The organism is Pseudoalteromonas shioyasakiensis (assembly GCF_024518675.1).
GTDB lineage: Bacteria > Pseudomonadota > Gammaproteobacteria > Enterobacterales > Alteromonadaceae > Pseudoalteromonas > Pseudoalteromonas shioyasakiensis_B.
Window position 1 is genome coordinate 425,470 of sequence record NZ_JANIGL010000003.1, and the last position, 23,921, is coordinate 449,390.

Annotated in this window: 17 protein-coding genes; 13 read left to right on the plus strand and 4 right to left on the minus strand. The window is 42.3% G+C overall.

Features of this window, described 5'->3' with window-relative positions:
- Positions 1-33: 33 nt before the first annotated feature.
- Both NQT69_RS11355 and NQT69_RS11360 read right to left on the minus strand, forming a co-directional pair.
- The gene (locus NQT69_RS11355) at positions 34-2,757 is read right to left on the minus strand and encodes a choice-of-anchor I family protein (protein ID WP_256827783.1); all 2,724 of its coding nucleotides are present in this window, start codon (positions 2,755-2,757) and stop codon (positions 34-36) included.
- A gap of 188 nt (positions 2,758-2,945) precedes the next feature.
- Positions 2,946-5,390, minus strand: coding sequence for a S9 family peptidase (locus tag NQT69_RS11360; protein ID WP_256827784.1), 2,445 nt, complete (start codon positions 5,388-5,390; stop codon positions 2,946-2,948).
- 166 nt (positions 5,391-5,556) lie between these two features.
- On the opposite strand from NQT69_RS11360, the gene NQT69_RS11365 reads away from it, so the two are divergent.
- The 5 genes from NQT69_RS11365 (at position 5,557) to NQT69_RS11385 (ending at position 11,931) form a co-directional block, all read left to right on the plus strand.
- The gene (locus NQT69_RS11365) at positions 5,557-6,561 is read left to right on the plus strand and encodes a LacI family DNA-binding transcriptional regulator (RefSeq protein WP_256827785.1); all 1,005 of its coding nucleotides are present in this window, start codon (positions 5,557-5,559) and stop codon (positions 6,559-6,561) included.
- A complete protein-coding gene (locus NQT69_RS11370) occupies positions 6,558-7,778 on the plus strand; it encodes a glycosyltransferase (protein ID WP_256827786.1) in 1,221 nt (406 codons plus the stop codon). Before NQT69_RS11365 ends, NQT69_RS11370 begins: the two co-directional genes overlap by 4 nt.
- A gap of 116 nt (positions 7,779-7,894) precedes the next feature.
- Entirely contained in the window at positions 7,895-9,127 is a 1,233-nt protein-coding gene (locus NQT69_RS11375) for a threonine/serine ThrE exporter family protein (RefSeq protein WP_256827787.1), read from the plus strand.
- 139 nt (positions 9,128-9,266) lie between these two features.
- Entirely contained in the window at positions 9,267-11,315 is a 2,049-nt protein-coding gene (locus tag NQT69_RS11380; protein WP_256827788.1) for an alpha/beta hydrolase family protein, read from the plus strand.
- A 190-nt stretch (positions 11,316-11,505) separates the two neighbouring features.
- Positions 11,506-11,931, plus strand: a complete 426-nt coding sequence (locus tag NQT69_RS11385; RefSeq protein ID WP_256827789.1) for a hemerythrin domain-containing protein — start codon at positions 11,506-11,508, stop codon at positions 11,929-11,931.
- A gap of 62 nt (positions 11,932-11,993) precedes the next feature.
- Here NQT69_RS11385 and NQT69_RS11390 read toward each other — a convergent pair whose 3' ends face one another.
- Positions 11,994-12,407, minus strand: coding sequence for a hypothetical protein (locus tag NQT69_RS11390; protein ID WP_256827790.1), 414 nt, complete (start codon positions 12,405-12,407; stop codon positions 11,994-11,996).
- A gap of 164 nt (positions 12,408-12,571) precedes the next feature.
- Between NQT69_RS11390 and NQT69_RS11395 the strand changes: the two genes are divergently transcribed.
- From NQT69_RS11395 to NQT69_RS11430, 8 genes are read left to right on the plus strand one after another with little or no spacing between them, the layout of a single operon-like run.
- Positions 12,572-14,902: a TonB-dependent receptor gene (locus tag NQT69_RS11395; RefSeq protein ID WP_256827791.1), complete on the plus strand. Its 2,331-nt coding sequence runs from the start codon at positions 12,572-12,574 to the stop codon at positions 14,900-14,902.
- Positions 14,903-14,913: 11 nt separating this feature from the next.
- Positions 14,914-17,067 carry an FAD-dependent oxidoreductase gene (locus NQT69_RS11400; RefSeq protein WP_256827792.1) on the plus strand — a complete coding sequence of 718 codons (2,154 nt, stop codon included), beginning with the start codon at positions 14,914-14,916 and terminating at the stop codon, positions 17,065-17,067.
- 31 nt (positions 17,068-17,098) lie between these two features.
- Positions 17,099-17,884: a DUF547 domain-containing protein gene (locus tag NQT69_RS11405; protein WP_256828067.1), complete on the plus strand. Its 786-nt coding sequence runs from the start codon at positions 17,099-17,101 to the stop codon at positions 17,882-17,884.
- A 58-nt stretch (positions 17,885-17,942) separates the two neighbouring features.
- The gene (locus NQT69_RS11410; protein ID WP_256828068.1) at positions 17,943-19,142 is read left to right on the plus strand and encodes an ABC transporter substrate-binding protein; all 1,200 of its coding nucleotides are present in this window, start codon (positions 17,943-17,945) and stop codon (positions 19,140-19,142) included.
- Positions 19,139-20,851 carry an ABC transporter permease gene (locus NQT69_RS11415; protein WP_256827793.1) on the plus strand — a complete coding sequence of 571 codons (1,713 nt, stop codon included), beginning with the start codon at positions 19,139-19,141 and terminating at the stop codon, positions 20,849-20,851. Before NQT69_RS11410 ends, NQT69_RS11415 begins: the two co-directional genes overlap by 4 nt.
- Before the next feature lies 1 nt (position 20,852).
- Positions 20,853-21,503: an ATP-binding cassette domain-containing protein gene (locus tag NQT69_RS11420; protein WP_256827794.1), complete on the plus strand. Its 651-nt coding sequence runs from the start codon at positions 20,853-20,855 to the stop codon at positions 21,501-21,503.
- Entirely contained in the window at positions 21,496-22,128 is a 633-nt protein-coding gene (locus NQT69_RS11425; protein WP_256827795.1) for a CDP-alcohol phosphatidyltransferase family protein, read from the plus strand. The genes NQT69_RS11420 and NQT69_RS11425 overlap by 8 nt, the downstream gene beginning before the upstream one ends.
- Complete coding sequence (locus NQT69_RS11430; protein ID WP_256827796.1) at positions 22,121-22,906, plus strand: sterol desaturase family protein; 786 nt, start codon at positions 22,121-22,123, stop codon at positions 22,904-22,906. The genes NQT69_RS11425 and NQT69_RS11430 overlap by 8 nt, the downstream gene beginning before the upstream one ends.
- 27 nt (positions 22,907-22,933) lie before the next feature.
- On the opposite strand, the gene NQT69_RS11435 is transcribed toward NQT69_RS11430, so the two are convergent.
- The gene (locus NQT69_RS11435; RefSeq protein WP_256827797.1) at positions 22,934-23,902 is read right to left on the minus strand and encodes an HAD family hydrolase; all 969 of its coding nucleotides are present in this window, start codon (positions 23,900-23,902) and stop codon (positions 22,934-22,936) included.
- Positions 23,903-23,921 lie beyond the last annotated feature (19 nt).

The window sequence follows — 23,921 nt, forward strand, 5'->3', positions numbered from 1 at the left end:
AATAAGGAGGCCTTCGGTTAGCAGCAAGAAATGTTATTGCGCTGTAGGCATGGTAATAATAGACACAGTACCCAGTGGATCTTGGCTATAGTCTTCACTTGGCTCGCCTTCGTCAGCGGTTAAGATTAACTTGCCATCAGGGCTAAATGTGACCATATCAGGCAATGCACCGACTGTTGAAATCATTTCCAGCTCGTACGTCATGGTGTTAAATACCGCAACCACACCAGTGTGAGTTTTCACACCTGATTCAATTGCCGCAGCCAGTTGGCCATTGGCAACTGAAACCGAGTTAACTCCAGCACCATAGTAGCTAATATCAATTGCATCCAATTTAGTGATATTTTCAGGGTTTGCAAAATCAATGACTTCTATGCGAGGTGAATCGATTAAAGAACCATTATTAACGACGAATAAACGATTAGTGCTTGCATCAAAACTGCTGATTTCAGCAGCCCCTTCACCGCCTTCTAATAACAAACGAGAAGCAAACTCAAACTTGCCGTCAATGTTTTCGCTATATACAGTTAAGTTACCACTGTCTTCGTTAGCAACAACAACTAAAGCTTTACTTGATGGGCTTTGGGCTGCGTCAATAAACAAGACACCTTCTGGTGCATCATCATCTTGCGTTACTAACATTTGTACAAACGATACTGCACTGACGTCTGTTATATCATAAACTGCAACTGCATCGGCACGCTCAAGCGCAATAAAGGCATAACGCTTATCACCGACCATCCCCGTCGTAATACTTTCTGGCTCAGTGCCTTTCGCATCACTGCGGTCATCTGGATAAACACCCGCTTTTTGCGCTTCAATCGCTAATGATGATCCACTGTCAAAGACTTGCTCACCGGTATCACCATTGTAAATAGAGAATGAACGAGCACCAAAACTATGCAATTTATTATGACTTGAAGCTGCACTATCAGAATCAACATATTGCGAAACTAATAAACGACCCAATTCAGCATCGGTTTGTAGCATAGAGGCATCGGTGAAAACTGAACCGTCGAGTATCACGTCAGCAACTTTCTCACCTTCTTCAAAGTTAGTGAACCAATCGCGCACGTCCCCTTCATTTGCGGTCAATACGTAGTGAGTGCCGTCTTGTGCAAACGTTGCGATACCATCTGGTTGATACATACCAACCACATTTGCACGTGTTTGTAAGTTAATTACATCATCTTTATCACTGGCATCAATTTCGTTGCCAACTACACCGTAATCTTTAAGACCTAGCGCAAAGATATCAGTAATGCTCATGCCCACTAAATCAACTTTCGCAAGGCCATTATTTTCTTGTAATGACACCCAAGCTGTTGCTGAATCTGCTGATACTGCAATGTACTCAGGCTCCACGTCGGTGGCTAAATCAGCATCTTTACCAAACACACGGAACCCTTTGCTTTCCAGCTCAGCTTCTTGGTTATTAAACGCGGTAAAGTTAAGGGTCGTTGCCGTAGCAACAGTGGCTGGTGTGGCAAAGTTTTTACGACCTGGGCTGGCATAAAGCTGTGGTGCATTACCTTCATTTAAATCAATAAAGTCCATACCATCAGGGAAGCGACCATAACTGTTTACATGGAAATCGCCGTAGCTTACCTGCTCATGTACTTCACCTTGGTATTTAAGCTTAATTGTTTCGCCTTTACCTAAACCAAAGTCTTCATTATTGTTAAATATTGCATTTGCAGGCGCGCCATTTGGTAGCGCAGCCCCTTCGACCATGTCCGGTATAAGCACAATAAAACCATGCCCAGGGATTTCAGTACCACCAGGAATGATCATGCCCGCTTCGTTATTGGCCTCACGGTCTAAATCAACTAATTCCCACTCATTTTCACTAAATACAAATGGTTCTGATGATTTGTTGTAAAGTTCGACGTAATCGAAATCGGCGTCATCGCGGCCTTTTGACACCACTTCGTTAATTACGATATCTGCAGTCGTTGCTCCCTCGACCACATCAGGAAGTTTATTGGCTGAACCTGGAGTGGCTTCTAGTGCTTCATCTTGGCTATGCCAAGCACCACCATCTGGTAAGCGGCCCCAAGTTTCAACATGGCTACCATCATTGTAGTTTATGCTTTGTACAATCTCATTATTATGAACAAGTAACGCGGTATCACCTTTACCTAAACCAAAATCAGTGTCACCTTCACTGGCGGCAATCGTGCCCGCAGGCGCATCAAACGGTACACTTGTTTGATCCACTGCAATCACTAAAAAGCCACCGGCTTCAATGACTGTGCCTTGCGGGATTTTAACTCCAGGTTCTTTATCTTCTGAAAAACCTTTAATATCGTTTACTGCCCAGTTAGCATCAAAGGTAAATGCTTCATCTGAAGTATTATAAAGCTCAATATAATCATAGCCACCACCTGTTGAGCGCAACTCATTGATAACAATCTCACCCTCTTCAGGCATCACAACAGCGCTAAATGTCGCTGTAATATCTTTATGACTATCCATCGTTAATGTAAGCGACAGGGTGTCATAATCAGCGCTGCCAATATCACCCGTCCATGATACAAACTCATAACCCTCTGCAGCCTGAGCCGTTAACATAACAATAGCATTTTCTTCGTAATCTTCACGCTCAGGTGAAATCACAACATTACCCGCACTTTGCGGCGTAATTTCGAGCATTAACTGATACCGTGCTGGGTCCATATCATTATTATTATCGAGATCACAGCCAGATAAAGCGCCGAGCATTAGTAGACTGCCCACAAGTGGTTTTAATTTCATCTTATTTCCTTGGTAAGTACAAAATTATTATTTTAAGAGCAGCTACAATAAGGAAGAATTTTGACAGTTAGATGCCATTTACATGGCACCTAGGTAACAGCTTAATTACATTATTATGAAAAATACTTTACAAAGAGGGACGAAAAACGCGATATTAAACCGCGTTTTTTAATTGAAATTAGACTAAATCACTCACCAGGTGTAGCTGACTCAGCAGTACCTCCATCACTTAATAAATACTTTTCTAGCCACTGCTCTTGCTCCCAAAGTACATGCAATAAGCTCTTACGCGCTTTATAACCATGCGCTTCATAAGGTAGCATTACCAAGCGAGCCTCTTTGCCTAAGCCTTTAAGTGCAGCGTACATACGCTCACTTTGCATTGGAAAGGTTCCTGAATTCGGATCTTCTTGACCGTGGATCATCAACATTGGTTCGTTAATTTTCTCAGCATGAAAAAATGGCGACATCGCTGCATACACATCTTGTGCTTGCCAAAAATCACGCTCTTCACCTTGAAAACCAAAGGGTGTCAGGGTACGGTTATAAGCACCACTTCGGGCAATACCAGTTTTAAATAAATCACTGTGTGCTAATAAGTTTGCCACCATAAATGCACCATACGAGTGCCCTGCAATAGCAATTTTGTCTTTATCGGCAATGCCTTTTTCAACAAGCACATCCACAGCGGCCTGCGCACTTGATACTAACTGTTTTCTAAACAAGTCATTCGGCTCTTTACCCTCTACGCCTACAATGGGCATTTTCGGGTCGTCAAATACCGCAATGCCTTTAGCAAGATATGGCATAGGTCCCCAATAACCTACATAGGTAAACGCATAAGGTGATTCACGTACTTGAGATGCCACTGCTTTATCTTTATATTCAAGCGGGTAAGCCCACATAAGCACAGGAAGTGTGCCTTGCGTTTTGTCATAACCTGGAGGAAGATAGAGGGTACCAGATAGTTCTACACCATCATCACGTTTGTATCGCAGCAACTCTTTTGTTACTCCTTTGAACGCAGGGTATGGGTGTTCAAACGTTGTCAGCTGGGTCAGCGTATCGTCATCTAAATCACGAATAAAAAAGTTAGGCTGCTCTGTTTTAGACTCACGAATGGTAATTAATCGTTCACCTTCATCATCAAGCATGGCGCGAACGCGTTCATAATATGGCGCTTTTGACTGCCATAAACGCTTTGTTGTATTTGTTTTTATATCATACTGATCCAAAAACGGCACATTACCTTGCTCAGATGCACCATTGCCGCGTAAAAATATGTATCGACCACCCACTACTTTAATGACACTGCTGCCTAAATCATTACGTTCATAAATTGCACTGCCTGGATTTTTATAAGCATCATTATAACTACGCTCAGAAAACAGCACTCGGTTTCTATCAGCGTTGCGCGGTTGAATAACAAACGTGCGTACTTGGCGATCACTAAAGCGCCAGTCTCTCAACATTGCCACATTTTGATTGGCCCACTCAATTCCAGCAAAACGGCGCTCAATTTTAGCAAATAATTTTGGCTCTCGTTTAAAAGGCGCGCGTAAAGAATAAATATAATCATGATGCGGCACATCGGTTTTCATATCACCGCCATCTTGCGCCTCGGCCCAAATAACTTCTGCGCCTTGATCTGCTCGCCATTCAAAATCACGACGGCCAGTTCGAACACTGTCATAACCTTGTGGAATATTATCTGCAAGTGGCTGCTTAGCCAGTTCCACTAGCGCATAACCTCGCATTCCCCAAATTTGCCATGTGGTTGCAAATCGACTGTACGGCACTTGATAAGAAAAGGGCTCATCTATACTGGCTACCAGTAGATTCGTCGAGTCAGGTGAAACAGAGAACGACTTAAATAAAGCCGGCTTGCCAATTGCTCGCGCTACACCACTAAGTGGAATATAAGTTAATTGCCCTTGACCATAAAATTTAAATTGCTGCTCATCAAATGGACTAGTCAACAAGTTCTGATAAGTGCGTGCTGGCGCTTTTTCGCCGGTACTTTGCTGAATGATCGGAACGACATTTTGGCTATTGTTGGTTAGTCTTGGTTTACCAATATTCACCGCAGCATTCGCTACAATTGCGGTGCTATCGGGTAACCATGTATAAGGGCTACTGGTTAAAACCGAGTTTAAAGCAACATCTGCAAGCTGGCGGGCCAGTTTTGTTTGAGTATTATACACCCATAAATTAGCCTGCTGTGGCTGCTCGACAATAAACGCAAGGTATTGTCCGTCAGATGACCACTTCGGCGAGCGGATCACACCCGCAGGTAAATTAGTAACAGTAACCACGGCACCGGTTTCAATATGCTTTAAAGACAAGCTTGTGAACTTGGTGCGTTCGCGAGAGCGTGAAAAATTAGCGGGATTGAGCTTTACACCCGCAAGTTTAAACTCTTCTTTGGCTAGATCATCAAGTGACTCTATGCGTTTACGATCAAATAGCGCAAGCCATTGACCATCCGAAGATAAATAACTGCTTGGCGCAAGCTTAGCATCAACTAACGCAGCTAAATCATTAGAGGGAGTTTGATAGCCTTGCTCAGCATGAGCTGGGGTTGTGGCCCCAAATGTTACGGCAAGAGCTAAAAAAAGCGAAAAAGCCTTCATTATTTTTCCTTTTTAATTGTTATTAGATAAGTAAAACATGTTTCGGTACATTCATAAAGACTTAGCTTATAAATCATTCGTATAGCAGCTAAAACACTGCTTTAATGACTTTATCAGCCTGTTTACGTTAAACTTAGCTATTATGTTGACTCTTGTATAATGATGAATGAAAAATAAAACCAATAAAGTCACAATTTTTGATGTAGCCAAAGAAGCTGAAGTATCAAAATCGACTGTCTCATTAGTGCTTACGCAAAGTGACAAAGTCAGCGATAAACGCAAAGAAAAGGTACTACAGGCAATTGATAAGCTAGGTTATGTCTATAATCGTGACGCTGCCGCACTGCGAAGTAAGCGCTCAAATTTAGTCGCGGTAATTATTAACGACCTAACAAACCCGTTCGCAGCTCAGCTTGCTGTGGGGCTTGAAGAGCATTTATACGCTATGGGTATGTTGCCTATGTTGGTGAATACAGCAGAGAGCTATCAACGCCAACAACAAGTTGTTAAAAACCTTAAAGAGTACAACGTAGCAGCATTTATAATGTGCCCGGCGCCAGGGACTGAGCAAGTATGGCTAGATGAGCTAATTCAACATAACTTTCCTGTTATCAATATTATGCGAGAAGTACCCTATAGTCGTGCGCCAACCATTTTACCTGACAACAAAAAAGGCACTCACCTAGCGACAACGCATATTCTTGAGCAGGGGATCACCGACATCGCGTTTTTAGGCGGTACCGACGATATTTCTGACTACCACGAGCGCCTAAATGGGTTTTTGTCTGCACTAGAAAAATTTAACATTAACACCCAACCAGTCATCAAAGCAGTAACCAATCGGCAAGGCGGTAGAGATGCTTTTAACCAATTATATAAACTAGCCCCTCATATAAAAGCAGTGATTTGTTTCAATGACGTCATTGCTTACGGCGTCATTGAAGCTATCGGACAACACGGACTCAGCGTAGGCAAAGACATAAAAGTAGTCGGATTTGACGACCTTGCTGATTCAAAACTTATGTCGCCTTCATTAAGCACTGTGGCTATTGACGCACATGAGATTGGCAAACGTACCTGCCATACCCTTCAAGAGCTGTTAAACAATACCGCGGCCCCCGTACGCACCTTGGTAGATGTAAGCTTACAAATTAGAGATTCAAGTAAATGAAAAAAGTATTAGTTATTGGCTATGTTTGGCCTGAGCCAAATTCCTCAGCTGCTGGTACACATATGATGTCACTGCTTAACGCATTTAAATCACAAAATTGGCAAGTAGAATTTGCCAGCCCAGCACAAAAAACTGAGCACATGGAAAACCTAGAAGACTACGGTATTAGTAGTCAGGTAATAGCACTCAATTGCAGTAGCTTTGATGAATACGTAACGGCTTATGCGCCAGATATCGTAATGTTTGACCGCTTTATGATGGAAGAACAATTTGGCTGGCGCGTAGATAAGCATTGCCCTAATGCCCTTAAAATCCTCGATACAGAAGACTTACAATGCCTACGTAACGCGCGCCACGAAGCCCATAAGGGCAATCGCGAATTTAGCCACAGTGATTTGCATTCAGATATTGCCAAGCGTGAAATTGCCGCCATTTTACGCTGTGATTTAAGCCTCATTATTTCCAGCTTTGAAATGCAACTGCTGGCAGATGTATTTAAAGTCGATAGTCAGTTACTACACCATCTACCATTTATGGTCGACTTGGCTGCATTGCCCGCACAAACTAAATCATTTGAGCAACGCCAACACTTTATGACCATCGGCAACTTTCGTCATGCGCCAAATTGGGATGCAGTATTATATTTACAGCAAATTTGGCCACTGATACGAAAACAGCTACCAAAAGCAGAGCTGCACATTTATGGTTCGTACCCGCCACCCAAAGCAACCGCACTCAATAACCCTAAAACAGGCTTTTTAATTAAAGGCTGGGCTGATAATGCCTATACAGTGATGGAAGATGCCCGTGTATGTTTATCACCACTGCGCTTTGGTGCAGGTATTAAAGGTAAATTATTAGAAGCGATGATCATGCAAACACCCAGTGTCACCACAACAGTTGGTAGTGAAGGCATGCATGACGAGTTACCTTGGCCAGGTGTAATTGAAAATGATCCTCAACGTTTTGCAGATACAGCAGTGGCACTTTACCAAGATCCACTCCAGTTTTTAAACGCACAAAAGAATGCCCACTCACTGCTAAGCGCTCATTATGATAAAGCACAACTAGCAGCTAATTTAATAAATAAAATTGTGGCTATTGAAAGCAACTTAATACAACACAGAGAAAGTAATTTTACCGGCCAAATGCTTAAACACCATACCATGCGCAGTACTCAATATATGGCACAATGGATAGAAGCAAAAAACAAGTAAAAAAAGCTAGACAGGAACAAATTTGTGTTTAAAATCGCCGCCAAATAGCTGGGCAATTTAAGCTGTATTGTCTATATTTTTTAACTGAATAATTTAAATTTTGGTTCAAAACTCATTTGAAAACCGCAACGTTTACTGAAAAACGCAAATTTATCGTAAAGCTTGGCAAAATGCTTCATAAATACGGTACGCCTGCGTACCGCCTTGAAGCACATTTAATGGAAGTGGCAACCTATCTTGGCTTAAAATCATCGTTTGTTATGTCGCCTACATCTGTCACCTTTGTGATTTGGACTGACGGCCATGAAGATGAATACACCCATGTAGCACGGGTTGATCCTGGCGATCACGACTTAGGCTCATTAGCCGATACAGATGATCTAGTAAATAAAATGCTGAACGATGAATTAACCTTGCAAGAAGTTGATCACCAACTGGATATTATTTTTGCAGCACCAAACCCCTATAATAAGCTTTTAACAGGTATTGCTTTTGCCACCTCGGGCGGGGCATTTGCAATGTTGATGGGCACCAGCTGGAATGACGTCATCTGGTCCGGCTTACTTACATTTATTGTATATTTATTTGTACTTTGGTCGGCTCGTTCGAAACGAGTTGCTCACATGCTTGAGCCGCTTGTGGCAATTATTTCAGCTATATTGGCCTGTGCGATTAGTGTTTACATAGATGCGCAAATAAATATTCGCCTTATTGTGCTCTCTGCCATTATCGTGTTTATACCTGGGCTTGCACTGGCACTTGGCTTAGCAGAACTTGCTGCCCGGCATTTAGTGTCAGGGACCGCACGGGTGATGGACTCGTTTATGCTGTTGTTTAAACTCTACTTTGGCGCATTTATTGGTATTGCGATTGGCTTTGCCATGTTTGGCCAAACTGATTTTATTCAACCTGAGCCGTTACCCAAATGGACTGCTTGCCTAGCCATTCTGCTTTTATGTAGTAGCTTAATCGTTATTTTTAGAACAAAATTAAAGCACGCAGCGTGGTCAATTGCCTCTGGTTTTATTGCCTATGGCACCAGTATCGGCCCAGCTATTTATTTAGACTTAGATTATACCTTAGGTACATTTATAGGCGCGTTCTCTGTAGGGGTATTTAGTAATCTATTTAATAGAGTCGCGAACGCACCAGCTTCAATCGTTGCCATGCAAGGCCTTATTGTATTAGTACCGGGTAGCAAAACCTATATCGGACTAAACTCGTTGATAGAAGGACAAGATTTTGTATCTGCAGATCATATCGGTCAACAAACCTTCTTAATATTTATGTCGCTGGTGGCAGGGTTAATATTTGCCAATGTAGCGCTGCCACCGAAAAAGAGCTTATAACCCCAAGCAGCGCTTAGCCTTTACTTAGCGCTGTGAAAATTGCTATCGAAAGGCATTGGAGGTTTAACGCATATTTTAGTTTTGCAGGTACATCCTGATATACTGCATTGATAATTAAAAACAAGCGAAGGAAACATTCATGTTAAAAACTAGCTTAGCGCTCGCAATTGGGCTTTCAAGCTCTCTTGCTACTGCAGCCACGCCTCTTACTGTTGAGGACATTACGAAGATTCAATCAGTGATCCAAACCAGCGTTAGCCCAGATGGCGACAGCGTTGCGTTTACTCGCTCTGTGCCACGTGAACTCTATTTGGATGAAAATGGCAGTACTTACAGCGAACTTTACGTGGTTGATGATGAAGGTGTAGAGCGCCCTTTCATTACCGGCTCTGTCAGTATCAAAAGCATTCAATGGTCAAACGACAGCAAAACTATCTATTTTTTAGCGAAACTAAAAGATGATAAGTTCACAGCTCTTTACCAAATTCCGGTTGACGGTGGCCAAGCGCAAAAAGTATTGTCATTAAAAGATACATCAATTTCAAGCTATCAGCTCAGCCCTAATAACCAACAATTAGCCATCTTGGCCATGCCTGCTGCCGATAAGTCTGATAAAGAACTTAAAAAACTTGGCTTTAAAGCTGAAGTCTATGAACTCGGTTTAAAAAACAAACAACTGTTTATTGTTGATTTAGCAAAAGCAGACAAGCCTCTTAGCCCTAGCGCTCTTAACGTAGAAAACTACGTTAGTGATGTTAACTGGGCTGCCGATGGTGAAAAATTATTAGTTAAAACCCAGCCTACCGCGTTAATTGACGACAAATACACAAAATCAATGTGGCATTTGTACGATATTGCTAGCAATAAAGTGACGTTATCGTTTAAAACCGAAGGTAAACTGGGTGATGCAGAGCTATCCCACGATGGCAAATACATTGCTATTTTAGGTGCTGAGGATAAACACGACCCTGCAACTGGGCGCTTATACATTGCCGATACTAAAACAGCAGAAATCACTGAGTGGTTACCCAACTTTATGGGCCACGTTGTTGATTTTGAATGGTCAAATAAGCGTAACACCTTAAACTTTATTGCCAATGTTGGCACTCAAAGCTTTGTCGCGAGCATCAAAACAGGCTCAAATAAGTACAAAAAACTTATCAAAGAAGGTGAGTTTATTGCATCTAACCTGAGCATTTCTGACTCTGATAAAACCCTTGCGCTTCGAGGTAATACAGCTAAGCACCCTAATGAAGTCTTTATTGTTCGCGGTACAAAAGCTGAGCGCTTAACTAATTCCAACCAATGGTTAAACGACAAACGTTTTGCTAAGCAAGAAACCATTTCATTAAAAGCCCGTGATGGCGTAGAAATTGATGGTGTACTGGTATATCCTCTTGATTACAGTGAAGGCACTCGTTACCCGTTAATTATGTCTGTTCACGGTGGTCCTGAAAGCCACGATAAAGACGGTTGGGTAACTAACTATTCACGTCCTGGTCAAATGGGTGCTGCACGTGGTTACGCGGTATTTTACCCTAACTACCGCGGTTCAACTGGTAAAGGTGTTGAATACTCTAAGCTTGGCCAAAACGATTATGCTGGTAAAGAGTTTGATGACTTAGTTGATTTTAAAAACCACCTTGTTGAAATGGGGTTAGTTGATACTAAACGTGTTGGTATAACTGGTGGCTCATACGGCGGCTATGCATCAGCGTGGGCGGCAACAAAACTAACTAAACATTTTGCAGCAAGCGTTATGTTTGTTGGTGTAACCAACCAACTTTCAAAGTTTGGTACCACCGATATTTCTAATGAAATGAACTTGGTACATGCCCGTTCATACCCTTGGGATAAATGGCAATGGTACTTAGAGCGCAGCCCTATTTACTGGGCAGGCCAATCTGAGACCCCATTATTAATCATGCATGGTAAAGATGACCCACGTGTTCACCCTGCACAATCAATGGAAATGTACCGTTACATGAAAGTGCAAGGTAAAGATGTTCGTCTTGTTTACTACCCTGGTGAGGGGCATGGTAACCGCAAAGTAGCCGCGCAATACGATTACAGCTTACGTTTAATGCGCTGGATGGATAACTACTTAATCGACGGCAATAAAGACATGCCGGCATTTGAAATTGACCATGCAGCTAAACTTAAAGCGGTTAAAGACGCAAATAAGTAATTCTTAGCTACAACGTTTAAGATTTTAGGCCAACCACAGTGTTGGCCTTTTTCATTTTAATCGGTAACTTTTACACTGTTTTGCCCTGCCTAACACCATGCAAAAATTAAACACGATTAAAAACAGCCTCTTACAATTTGGCTTAGCCCTTGCAATTTAAATATATAAATGAGCAAAGCAAGGAAAAATCATGAATATTTTTGAAGCATTACGTCACGATCACGATAAGCAACGTTCACTTGTCGATGCACTAATTGAAACACATGGCGATTCAGCAAAACGCCAAAAACTGATGGACGATTTAAAAACAGAATTAGAAGAGCACGCTAAATTTGAAGAACGGTTTTTCTATAATCCATTAATGTGTGATGATTTAACACAAGACAAAGCACGTCACAGTGTAGCTGAGCATCACGATATTGATGAATTGGTTGAAGAGCTTGAACAAACTGATATGAGCTCTGCAGGCTGGCTAGTGACCGCTAAAAAATTGCATCATATTGTGCACCATCATCTTGATGAAGAAGAGCAAGAAGTATTTCAGTTAGCAGGTAAAGCACTAACCCAAAGCCAAAAACAAACATTGGCTGATAAATACAACAATGCTATGCATTAGTAACTCTCTTAACCAAAGTTCAAGTTAATTAAGCCGCGGACAACGCGGCTTTTTAGTGCTACTTATTTTACTGTGAATTTTACATCTTGCTCACGCAGTAAATACAATGCAAAACACGCAGCCCACATTGGCCATGCGGCAAAGAAAAGTAAGTTATTAAAGCCATCAATATATTGTGCGTATGATGAAAGTGTAGACGCGCCATGCATTAAGAAGATTAAGCCATAGGTAACGCGTTTTTTAACCCCCGCCATAAATGCCAAAACCAATATTAATTGTAGCGCACCTAAAACATACGCAACGATATCGGTTGAGCCACTGATACCATAAAAGTGTTCAAAAATACGAGCGCTGTGCCCTGGATTGACAAACTTATCTAAGGTCCACATAAGCATTACTACAAATACGCCTAAACGTAGTGAAAATAGCGACCATTGCAGGCGGTTTTGGGTATCAGCTGTTATTGTTTGTGTCATTGGTTTTCCTTTCGGGTTTTTACTACTAAAAACAACAAGACCGACTAACTAATAATTTATTGCAAAAAAATTTAAATATAAATAATTGAAAAATTAGTGAAAGTATTTTTACCCCATAGAGGTCTCATTAGACGTACATATACCAAAACTGTAGTGAGATCATTTTGAAATACGCATTTTTAGCGCTAAGCATCAGTGCCAACTTTACAGCGTTTGCAAAAGCAAACAGCGAGATAGAAGTCATACACGTATCAGCCGACAAGCTATCAGCACAGCAATTATCACCTAAAGATGCCACTATTAGCGGGCCATTTGGTGATGACTTGGCCCTTGTAGATATCGCTCGTGCGGTCACACCTATTTCAAGCGATATGATTGAACAACTTAACATCACCACGCTGCAAGATATTCTCGCTGTTACACCAAACAGTTATGCTGCAAGCGGCTTTGGTGCCCCCAGTTTACCCACTTTACGAGGTCAATTAGGTGAGCTTTATCAAGATGGTATGCGTCGCCAAGCTGGTAATAATGGCTTTGGTATCCCGGTATCGTTTAATGCCGTTGAGCAAATTGATGTAGTCAAAGGTGCGCCACCGGTTTTGCTCGGTAGCAGTCAGCGTAATGGGGGTTTTGTTAATTTACATTCAAAGACAGCGAGTACTCATGCCTCTCAAGGTAAAATCGTACTCTCAGCAGGACGATGGGATATGTACAGTGCCCAGCTTGATTACTCAGCCCCGATTGTAGAAGGTGAAAGTGGCTTTAGAGTCAGCGCTGAGCACATAGAAAATAACAGTTTTTATGATTATGCTGGGTATGAAAGTGACAGCCTATTTGCTGCTTTACGCTTTTTACCTGATGATAAAACCAGTTGGGATATGAATTTTGAGCTTTACCAAGTTGATTATACCGATAACGCAGGAATAAACCGCCCAACTCAAGCACTCATCGATGACGGCCTGTACATTACCGGACAAGGTGTACAGGCAAACGGCAGTACAGTGCCTGGTGCTGGCGCTATTGTATCGCCAACGGGGCAAGTGGTGATCCCACGAAGCCAAGTGCTAACCGACCCTGAAAACATAAACAATGCCACCACTTATTTATTACACAGTATTTATAAGCATCAGTTAAATAGTAAAACGGCTATTAAAAACATTACTTATTTTCAGCATCTGCAACGCGAAGGTATTGCACAAAACAGCTTTGTTGAAATTATCGATGGTGCTGATACAGCACAAAATCGAACTGAGTTGAATTATCAATGGAATCAAGAGCAAAGTACCTTGTTTGCCTTTGATGTTCGTTACAATAAAGTCAAAGGTTACAGCCAGTTTACTACAGAGGCCGACTTACCTATCGATTTAACGGGGCCAATCGAAAACCGCCGTATTCCATTAACTCCTGAGCAGCAAGCACGGTTAGTGGAGCTTCGCCCCGGAGTGTTTGTCTCCCCGGGTGGTCAATATGATTTAAATAACGATGGTGTGGGCGACTATGTTCTATCAGATACAACACACTCCACCAGCTGGCAAACAGGGGTTGCTATTCAACATGACAGCCAATGGAGCAGTAAACTCAATACTAGCGCCGGTTACCGTATAGATTACTACGATGTTAAAGCCAGCGACCCTATTGCACCTCAAGGGCAAATAGCCGCAAGCGATACTATTTATGAAACCCTGCATGCTGCGCAGGCAAGTATCAATTATAAGCTAACACCAGTGCTAACGAGCTATCTTGCAGGCAGTTACAACCAAGCCACTTCAAACAGTATGGCGGGCGGTAATGTGCTGGGCAGTGATAACAAAATTAGCGCGCAAAACTTTGCCACTGATAATACCCTTGCTGAAGTCGGTTTAAAATACGCCCCCGCTGACAGCCGATGGTATGTAGATGGTGCACTGTTTGATCAGCGCCGCAGCTTACGTAACCGAGACGGCAGTAATACCGGAGTACGTACCAAAGGATTTGAAGCGCAAGCTTTTTACGATGCTGCTGATCACTGGTTTAGTGCCGGTTATAGTTATATTGATGCACGGTACGACAATTCAGCTAGTAGCCAGGATTCAAGCCAAGTTGCCGATGCATTTGATAACTCACGGCCTGATATTATTAATGGCACCGCGGTAGGCGCACCTAATTTTGCCTCGTTTGCACCGTCAACGCAGCGCGTACAGGGCATTCCAGAGCAGTCAGTTAGTTTTAATGCAGGTATTTCGATTACTGATGATTGGGATGTCGGCCTCGGAGGTATATACACAAAGAGTTACCCACTTGATTATTTAGCCACGGTTTATATTCGCGACCAATACACACTAAACGTCAACAGCCGATATGCATTTAACGAGCAAACCGCACTGCGTTTAGATATCACAAATGTCACCAATCAAGATAATTGGCGCCCGGTATTTGAAGGCGGTTACTTTGGCTCAACATTAGTTTACCCAGAGCTGCCGATTCATGCCAAACTTACATTTAACTATAATTTTTAAAGCGAGAGCACATGTTAAAAAAACTATTATTACTTATTATTGCCTTGCTTACAGTAGGCTTGTTTTTTCATTTTGATTTACACCAACTGCTTACCTTAGAGGGCCTAAAAGGTTCAATGGAGCAATTTAGCCAATGGCGAGAGCAATCTCCTTTGCTGGTCATCGGCGGCTTTTTCTTGTTATATGTTGCGGTCACTGCCCTTTCATTACCAGGCGCTGCAATTTTAACCTTAGCTGCAGGCGCTTTATTCGGCTTGGTTGAAGGTCTACTCGTTGCCTCATTTGCTTCAACATTAGGGGCTACATTAGCCTTTTTAGTATCACGTTATTTATTACGAGACACGGTAAAAAAACGTTTCCCAGAGCGTCTTGATGCCATTGATAAAGGCGTTGAAAAAGAAGGAGGCTTTTACTTATTTACCTTGCGCTTAGTGCCGGTATTTCCATTCTTTTTAATCAATTTATTAATGGGTGTCACTGCAATTAAATCATGGACTTTTTATTGGGTAAGCCAAATTGGCATGCTCGCTGGCACATTTGTATTTGTTAATGCAGGTACCCAACTCGCACAAATAGATAGCCTATCAGGTATATTGTCACTGGATCTCATTTTATCGTTTGTATTACTTGGTGTATTTCCCCTAGTTGCCAAAGCCATTTTAAATACCATAAAAAAACGCCGTGTTTATAAAGGTTACACTAAACCTAAACAGTTCGACCGTAATATGATTGTTATTGGTGGTGGTGCCGGCGGCTTAGTGACCAGCTATATTGCGGCAGCCGTTAAAGCAAAAGTCACCTTAATTGAAGCCGGTGAAACGGGGGGCGATTGCCTAAACTATGGTTGTGTGCCAAGTAAAGCCATTATTAAAAGTGCTAAAGTCGCTGAACAATTTAAGCATGCTGATAAATATGGCTTAGAAAGTAGCACTGCTGAGTTTTCATTTAAAAAAGTGATGGCCCGCGTACACCAAGTCATTGCAGATATCGCCCCACACGACAGTGTTAAGCGTTACACCAACCTAGGTGTTGAAGTACTAAAAGGCTACGCTAAAATTGTTGATCCGTGGACAGTGGAAATTAAATTAAACGACGGTAGCAGCCAAACGCTTACCGCTAAAACCCTTGTTATTGCAACCGGAGCCCGCCCGTTCGTGCCGCCACTCCCTGGTATTGAAGAAACCGGCTATGTCACCAGCGATACATTGTGGAACAAATTTGCTGAACTTGATCACGCACCTAAAAAGCTCGTTGTACTGGGCGGTGGGCCAATTGGTTCAGAGCTGGCGCAAAGCTTTGCACGACTAGGCTCATCGGTTACGCAAATCGAAATGAGTGACCGCATCATGAGCAAAGAAGATGTGGAGGTCTCTGAGTTTGCAACACAAGCACTTAAAGCCAGTGGCGTGAATGTATTAACCAATCACCAAGCACTGCGCTGTGAAGCTCGCGATGGCAAAAAATACATTATTGTTAAGCATAACGAGCAAGAACTTGAGCTTGAATACGACGAACTGCTATGCGCCGTAGGCCGAAGCGCTCGCTTAACAGGTTATGGCCTGGAAGAGCTAGGTATAGAAACCAACCGCACTATTATCACTAACGAATACTTAGAAACCCTTTACCCGAACATTTTTGCCGCAGGCGATATTGTTGGCCCGTACCAATTTACCCACGTTGCCGCGCATCAAGGCTGGTACGCTGCGGTAAACGGCTTATTTGGTAACCTAAAAAAATTCAAGGTCGATTACCGTGTGATCCCATGGACCACGTTTATTGATCCAGAAGTAGCCCGCGTTGGTTTGAACGAACAAGATGCTATCGAGCAAGGCATTGATTACGAAATAACGCGCTTTGAATTTGCAGAGCTAGATCGAGCAATTACAGAAAGCGCAACCCAAGGCTTTATCAAAGTAATTACCCCTAAAGGCAAAGATAAAATACTCGGTGTTACTGTGGTTTCGGAGCATGCAGGCGACCTAATAGCTGAATTTGTGTTAGCCATGAAGCATGGCTTAGGCCTTAACAAAATACTTGGTACCATTCATAGCTACCCAACATGGGCTGAAGGGAATAAATACGCGGCTGGTGAATGGAAACGAGCGCATGCGCCACAAACTGTGCTCAATTGGCTTGAAAAATACCACACATGGCGCAGAGGCTAATATGAAGTTAGCTTACCACTTGTTGTTAGTTATGGTGTTGGCTTTTATAGCCAGCACCACAGTGCAAGCTGAGCAAAAAGCAAATGCAATTCATCAACCTTGGAATGAATTGCTCAACAAACACGTTAAAAGCATTAATGAAGGCGTAAGTACCCAAGCTGATTATGCCGGGTTTAAAACTGAACAAGCAAAATTGCAGACCTACTTAAATACATTATCTCAGGTAGAAAAGAGCGACTTTGACAGTTGGAACAAGGCGACCCAGCTCGCCTTTTTGATTAATGCGTACAACGCTTGGACCGTGGAATTTATACTTAGTGAATACCCAAAAATCGACTCAATAAAAGATCTTGGCAGCTTTTTTAGTTCACCCTGGCGCAAAGAGTTTATTCCTTTATTAGGTGAAACACGAAGTTTAGATAATATCGAACACACCTTGATCCGAGGTGACAATAAATATAATGAGCCACGCATTCATTTTGCCGTAAACTGTGCCAGTATAGGTTGCCCTGCACTGCGTGAACAAGCCTATAATGCACAGCACTTAGAGCAACAATTAACGCATCAAACGACGCGTTTTTTGGCCGATAAAACACGCAATTATAGCGATGGCGACACTTTGTATTTGTCTTCTATTTTTAAATGGTATCAAGGTGACTTTGAAAAAGGCGGTGCTGGTACACACTCCTTAGCCGACTTTATTTTATTATACCCAAATGCGCTAAACTTAACTGCACAACAACAGCAGCAATTAAATAACAACACGATGAAAATAAAGTTTTTAGATTACGACTGGGCACTGAATGATAGTCAGTAAATGGTTACCTGCTTTTCTTTTGCACATTCATCAAAGCATTATTTTGCTATTGCTCGCGATGTTGTGGGTACCATCAGGACTGGCGAGCGATTGGCAAAGCGTTGTTGATGAAGGTAAAAATTCAGATGTATATTTTCATGCTTGGGGTGGCGATCCACAAATAAATAACTATATCGATTGGCTTGCTGAACAAGTTAAACAACGATACAACATCAACTTACAGCATATTAAGCTCACTGATACCAGCGAAGCTGTCAGCCGTGTTCTGGCAGAAAAGTCAGCAGGAAACCACCATGCTGGTAAAGTTGATCTTATTTGGATCAATGGTGCTAACTTCGCGGCTATGGCACAACATGGTTTGCTTAGAGCTAATTGGGCTCAACAACTGCCCAACTTTGCTTTAACAAACCCGGATAAAAACCCCGCTGTTACCTTGGATTTTGGGGTGCCAACTCAGGGGATGGAGTCTCCTTGGGGGCAAGCAGCTCTTACCTTCTACTACGACCGTACAGCAACCAAGCAGCCACCATTTACTTTACAAGAGCTACTTAATTGGAGTGTCGATAATAAAGGCCGCTTTACTTACCCAAAGCCACCCGATTTTATTGGCGTTAGTTTTTTAAAATACGCCTTGATCAGTTTAACGCCTAAAAGTAAGCAACATTTGCTTTATCAAGCTGCCACTGAAGAGGCCGCAGACGTTGTTTTACCCCACTTGTGGCAGTACTTAGATGCATTACATCCAAACCTTTGGCGCAAGGGTCGCTATTTTGTCTCTCACAGTACGGCATTAAGGCGCCTAATGGGTGACACTGAACTGAGCTTAGCCATGACTTTTTCTGCTGCTGAGGTACCTGCCGCAGTTAAACGTTATGATTTACCCACCAGTATTCGTAGTTATGCAATGCACGATGGCCGTTTGAGTAATATCCACTTTGTTGCCATTCCCTATAACGCCAGTCATAGCGCGAGCGCCAAACTGGTCGCTAATTTTATGCTCAGTGCCCAAGCACAAGCAAAAAAACAACAAGCCAATGTATGGGGCGACCAAACCGTGCTTGACCTTGCAACACTCAGCCCTGAACAAGTGGCGCTATTTAATCAAACCAACACTCACCCTAGTAGCTTAAAAACAACATCAAATAGCCCATCTCTGGCAGAGCCTCACCCTAGTTGGGTGGCGCTGATAAACCAGCAGTGGTTGCTGCGCTACGGCGCTAAAAACGCTAAAAACGCTAAAAAGCAGGTTGAACAATGATCAAATCTGCTGATTTTTTTACTCACGCTGTGCAACATACCCCCAAACTACTTATGGCTTTACTGATCTTGCCTGTTTTAGGTGGTCTTGTAGGCGTGTTGTTACCGGCATTTGGCTATATTCCAGCTCTCAATAAGATGAGTTTTTCATTACAAGGCTTCAACGCCCTTATTGATACCGCTGGCTTTAGCCAAATGGTCTTACTCAGTGCCTTTAGCGCATTGAGCAGTACTTTACTCGCCTTTATCATCACTATATTGATACTTGCTTGCTATTTTAATAGTCCTTGGCTTTATCGAATTCAGCGCTTATTAGGGCCGATTTTAGTTATTCCCCATGCAGCCGCGGCCATTGCTATTAGCTTTTTAATTACCCCATCTGGGATGATTTCACGACTGTTTTCACCTTGGCTAAGTGGCTGGCAAAGCCCACCTGATTGGTTGCTGCCCCATGATGCTTGGGGAATAAGTATGATTTTGGGATTGACCCTAAAGGAACTACCATTTTTATTACTTATGGCACTGGCTGCATTAGCGCAAGCTGACCTAGGAGCCAAGTTACGCGCGCAACATAAAATCGCATTAAGCCTAGGCTATTGCCCGATGACCGCATTTTTTAAAGTGGTGCTACCTAACTTATATCCTTTTTTACGATTACCCGTATTAGCCGTTCTTGCTTATGCCAGTGCCAATGTTGAGATCCCACTTATATTAGGGCCTAATGCTCCACCGACACTCGCAGTCGCTATTATGCACTGGTTTAATGATGTGGATTTAAGCTTGCGTATCAAAGCATCTGCTGGCGCGGTAATTCAACTTTTATTGACCATTACTTTATTAGCAGCTTGGTGGCTACTGGAAAAGCTCACCAAGCGTGTCAGCCAAACAAGTATTATTAATGGCAAACGTGATTACGCAGGCCAGCATATTATGCGCTTTACTCACGTTACAACGTTCATTTTAATTAGTTGTGTTGTACTTTCATTAGCGGGCCTCGTACTTTGGGCTTTTGCAGGATATTGGCGTTTTCCATCAAGTTTGCCTGAACAATTTGTTTTTATGCACTGGCAAAATGCGCTAATTCAAATGCATACATCATTAATCAATACGCTTTTAATAGGCTTTTCAGCCACGTTTATCGCGGTTATATTTACTTTATTTACCCTAGAAGCGGAGCAACAAAGAGCGCAAAGTTTATCGCGCTTCGCAAGCTTAGTTATTTATTTACCGATGCTTATTCCCAGCATTGCGTTTTTATTTGGCTTAGTGTGGCTGCAAGAGCAACTAAATAGCCAACATGCTTTATTCAATGTAATTTTTAGTCATTTATTATTCGTTGTGCCCTATGTGTTTTTATCACTGGCCAGTAGTTATCGACGACTAGACCCACGTTTTGCTAATTTAGCAGCGAGTTTAGGCGCTACTCCTGCGAGTGTATTTTGGCGCGTGAAACTGCCCATGCTTATCAGCCCCATATGTATTGCTTTTGCACTTGGGTTGGCCATTAGTTTTAGCCAATATCTACCCACTTTACTTAATGGTGGCGGGCGAATAGACACCATTACCACTGAAGCAGTTACATTGGCAAGCGGTGCCAGCAGACGCGTCAGTTCAGTCTATGCATTAATGCAAATGCTACTGCCTGCACTGGCTTTTGCACTTGCCTGGCTTTTACCTAAACTTCTAAAACATTATCAACATAAGGCGTAAGATGAGCTCATTATTAGCGATTCAACAACTCACAATCTGGCGTCAACAGTGCCCGCTTATTGATATTGATGTGTCTATACCTGGTGGAGAAATCTTAACCATCATGGGCCCATCAGGTAGCGGTAAATCAACGTTATTAAACTGGTTAACGGGTATGTTACCCCAACAATTCCATGCCCAAGGCAGTTTGCTTTTGAACCAACAGGATATAACCCACACACCGGCTCATCAACGCCATATTGGTTTGTTATACCAAGATCCATTACTATTCCCGCACTTATCCGTTGCGGGCAACATTGCTTTTGCGATGCCTAAAGGGGCTAAACAGCACCGCAGTGAAACAATCTCTCAAGCCCTAGAACAGGTAGGCCTTGACGGATTAGAGCAGCGTGATCCAGCCAGTTTATCAGGTGGCCAACAAGCCCGTGTAGCTTTACTTCGGGTATTATTAAGCCAACCTAAAGCCATATTACTTGATGAGCCGTTTAGTAAACTCGATAGCCAATTACGCCATGAAACTCGCCAATTGGTCTTTAATCAAATACGTGAACATCAACTTCCTGCAATCATGGTGACACACGATCAAAGCGATGCAGATGCAGCTAACGGCAAAATCATAAATTTAAATGCTGAGGAAGCTACACATGCTTGATAAGTATATAACGCCAGTTATAAAGCCAGTATTAACCCCTGTGGTTAAGTTTTTAGCTGCACGTGGGGTTACAGCTGATCAACTCACATTAGCAGGCTTTGCCATCGGCTTACTTGCCCTCCCGTTACTGGCTTTGAAACTGTGGTACTTAGCACTTGCAACAATTATTATTAACCGTATCTTCGATGGGCTTGATGGTGCATTGGCACGATACTGCGGGCAAAGCTCAAGTGCGGGAGGCTTTTTAGATATAACCTTAGACTTTTTATTTTATGCTGCGATCCCACTTGGTTTTATACTGGCAAATCCTGAGCAAAACGCCATTGCTGGCGCCATTTTATTAGCCACTTTTATTGGCACTGGTTCAAGCTTTTTAGCCTTCGCGATTGCCGCTGAAAAGTTTAAGCTTGAAAAACCACAGTTTAAATATAAAAGCTTTTATTATTTAAATGGTCTAACCGAAGGCACAGAAACCATTGCCCTGTTTATTGCCTTTTGTATTTGGCCAGAGCACTTTGCCATTATGGCCTATGTATTTGCGTTTGCCTGCGCTATTACAATTGTTACCCGTATTTATGGCGGCTATGTCACGCTCAAACAACAAGAGTCAAATACAGATGAATAATGAACTTTATTGGCGACTCGGATTTTTTATCAGTATATTAGCCATCATGATGCTGTTTGAGGGGTTAAAACCTGCTCGTAAATCCACAGTGACTGCAAAGCATCGCTGGTTAGGTAACTTTGGTTTAGTGCTTATTTCATCTGTTATTGCTCGATTAACTGTACCTATCGGGTTAACCGCGCTTGCCATTTACAATACAGAGCAAGGTATCGGTCTTTTTAACTTTATCCAAATACCACTTTGGCTAACGATTCCGTTCAGTATTTTATTACTCGATATGCTTATTTATTGGCAGCACAGGCTATTCCACCAGATACCGCTACTGTGGAGTTTGCACAAAGTCCATCATGCAGACAGCCACATAGATGCAAGTACAGGCCTACGCTTTCACCCACTTGAAATTGTGCTTAGCATATTAATTAAACTTGTTGCCGTTACAGCGTTAGGTGCACCGGCCATCGCTATACTCATATTCGAAATTGCACTGAATGGTTTTGCTTTGTTTAACCATGCCAATATTCGGTTAGCAAAAAAGCCTGAGCAGGTGTTGCGGTTTGTCGTTATCACTCAGCAATTGCATCGTATTCACCATAGCCAGCTTAGCAACGAAACTAACAGTAATTATGGTTTTAGTGTGATCTGGTGGGACAAGCTGTTTAGAAGTTATAAAGCCTGCGCAACTGAAGATGACACCCGCTTGCAAGTTGGTTTGAGCCAGTACCCTGCAAACAAAAAAAATGCATCAATAAAAACGTTATTACTGATGCCATTTAAATAATTAAATTTACAAGTAAAATCGGTAAGACTATTGTTTATAAATAACTTTCCAGTCTTTTTTCATATCTACAACGGTCCAGCTTTCTTGCTTTGCTTGTTGCAGAGCTTTATCTAGGCCGCCGATTTTTGAGCCTTTATCATACGCCCACTCACGTTTGTCATCAGTGTGATGAATAAGCATCGAAAAACGAGCGCCAGCACCGGCTTTGGTCCATTCAAGCATTTCACGGTCGCCGTCTGAGTTGCCAAATGCCATAACAGGGCGTTTACCTATGGCATTATAAATACCAATGGGTTTACCTGCTTTATCGTTATTAAATTCAAGTTTGGGTAATCTCACAATTTGTGGTTTACCATCAATCACCTTGTACTCAGAGGCGATGCGGCTACCCACAATTTGCTCTGCTGGAATGCCATATACTGCTGGCGCCCATGCACGCATAAACTCCACACCACCGCCTGAGACGATGAAGGTTTTATAATCATGTTCACGTAAATAGCTTAAAAGCTCTAACATAGGTTGATAAACCATCTCGGTAAATGGCTTTTTAGTAATTGGGTGTTTTGCTGCGCTCATCCAACTTGAAGCCCGTTTGGTAAACTCATCACTGTTCATGCCTGTGTGAGTCTTCATAACTAAGGCAACTAAATCAGCCTCAGACATGTGCGCCGGCATATTACCTTTTAAAATATCTGCATAAGGTTGTGTGGTTTTCCAATCTGGGTTGTCTTTAGCTAGTTTTTTCACTTGCTCTAGAGCGAAAAACAATTGGAAATAAGCTGGTTGTTCAGCCCATAAAGTGCCATCGTTATCAAACACCGCAATTCGATCGGTAACTGCTACAAAGTCATTTGAATTCCTATCTGTGGTTTTTTTTACAAAGTTTATGATGGCTTGTTTTACTTCGCCTTCTTGCCATGATGCTAATGGCTCAGCCTTGGTTATTGTTGTAAAACCTAGGCTAAAAACGAGTATAAAAGATATAAGTAATTTCATAAAAATTCCTTCTTGGAAT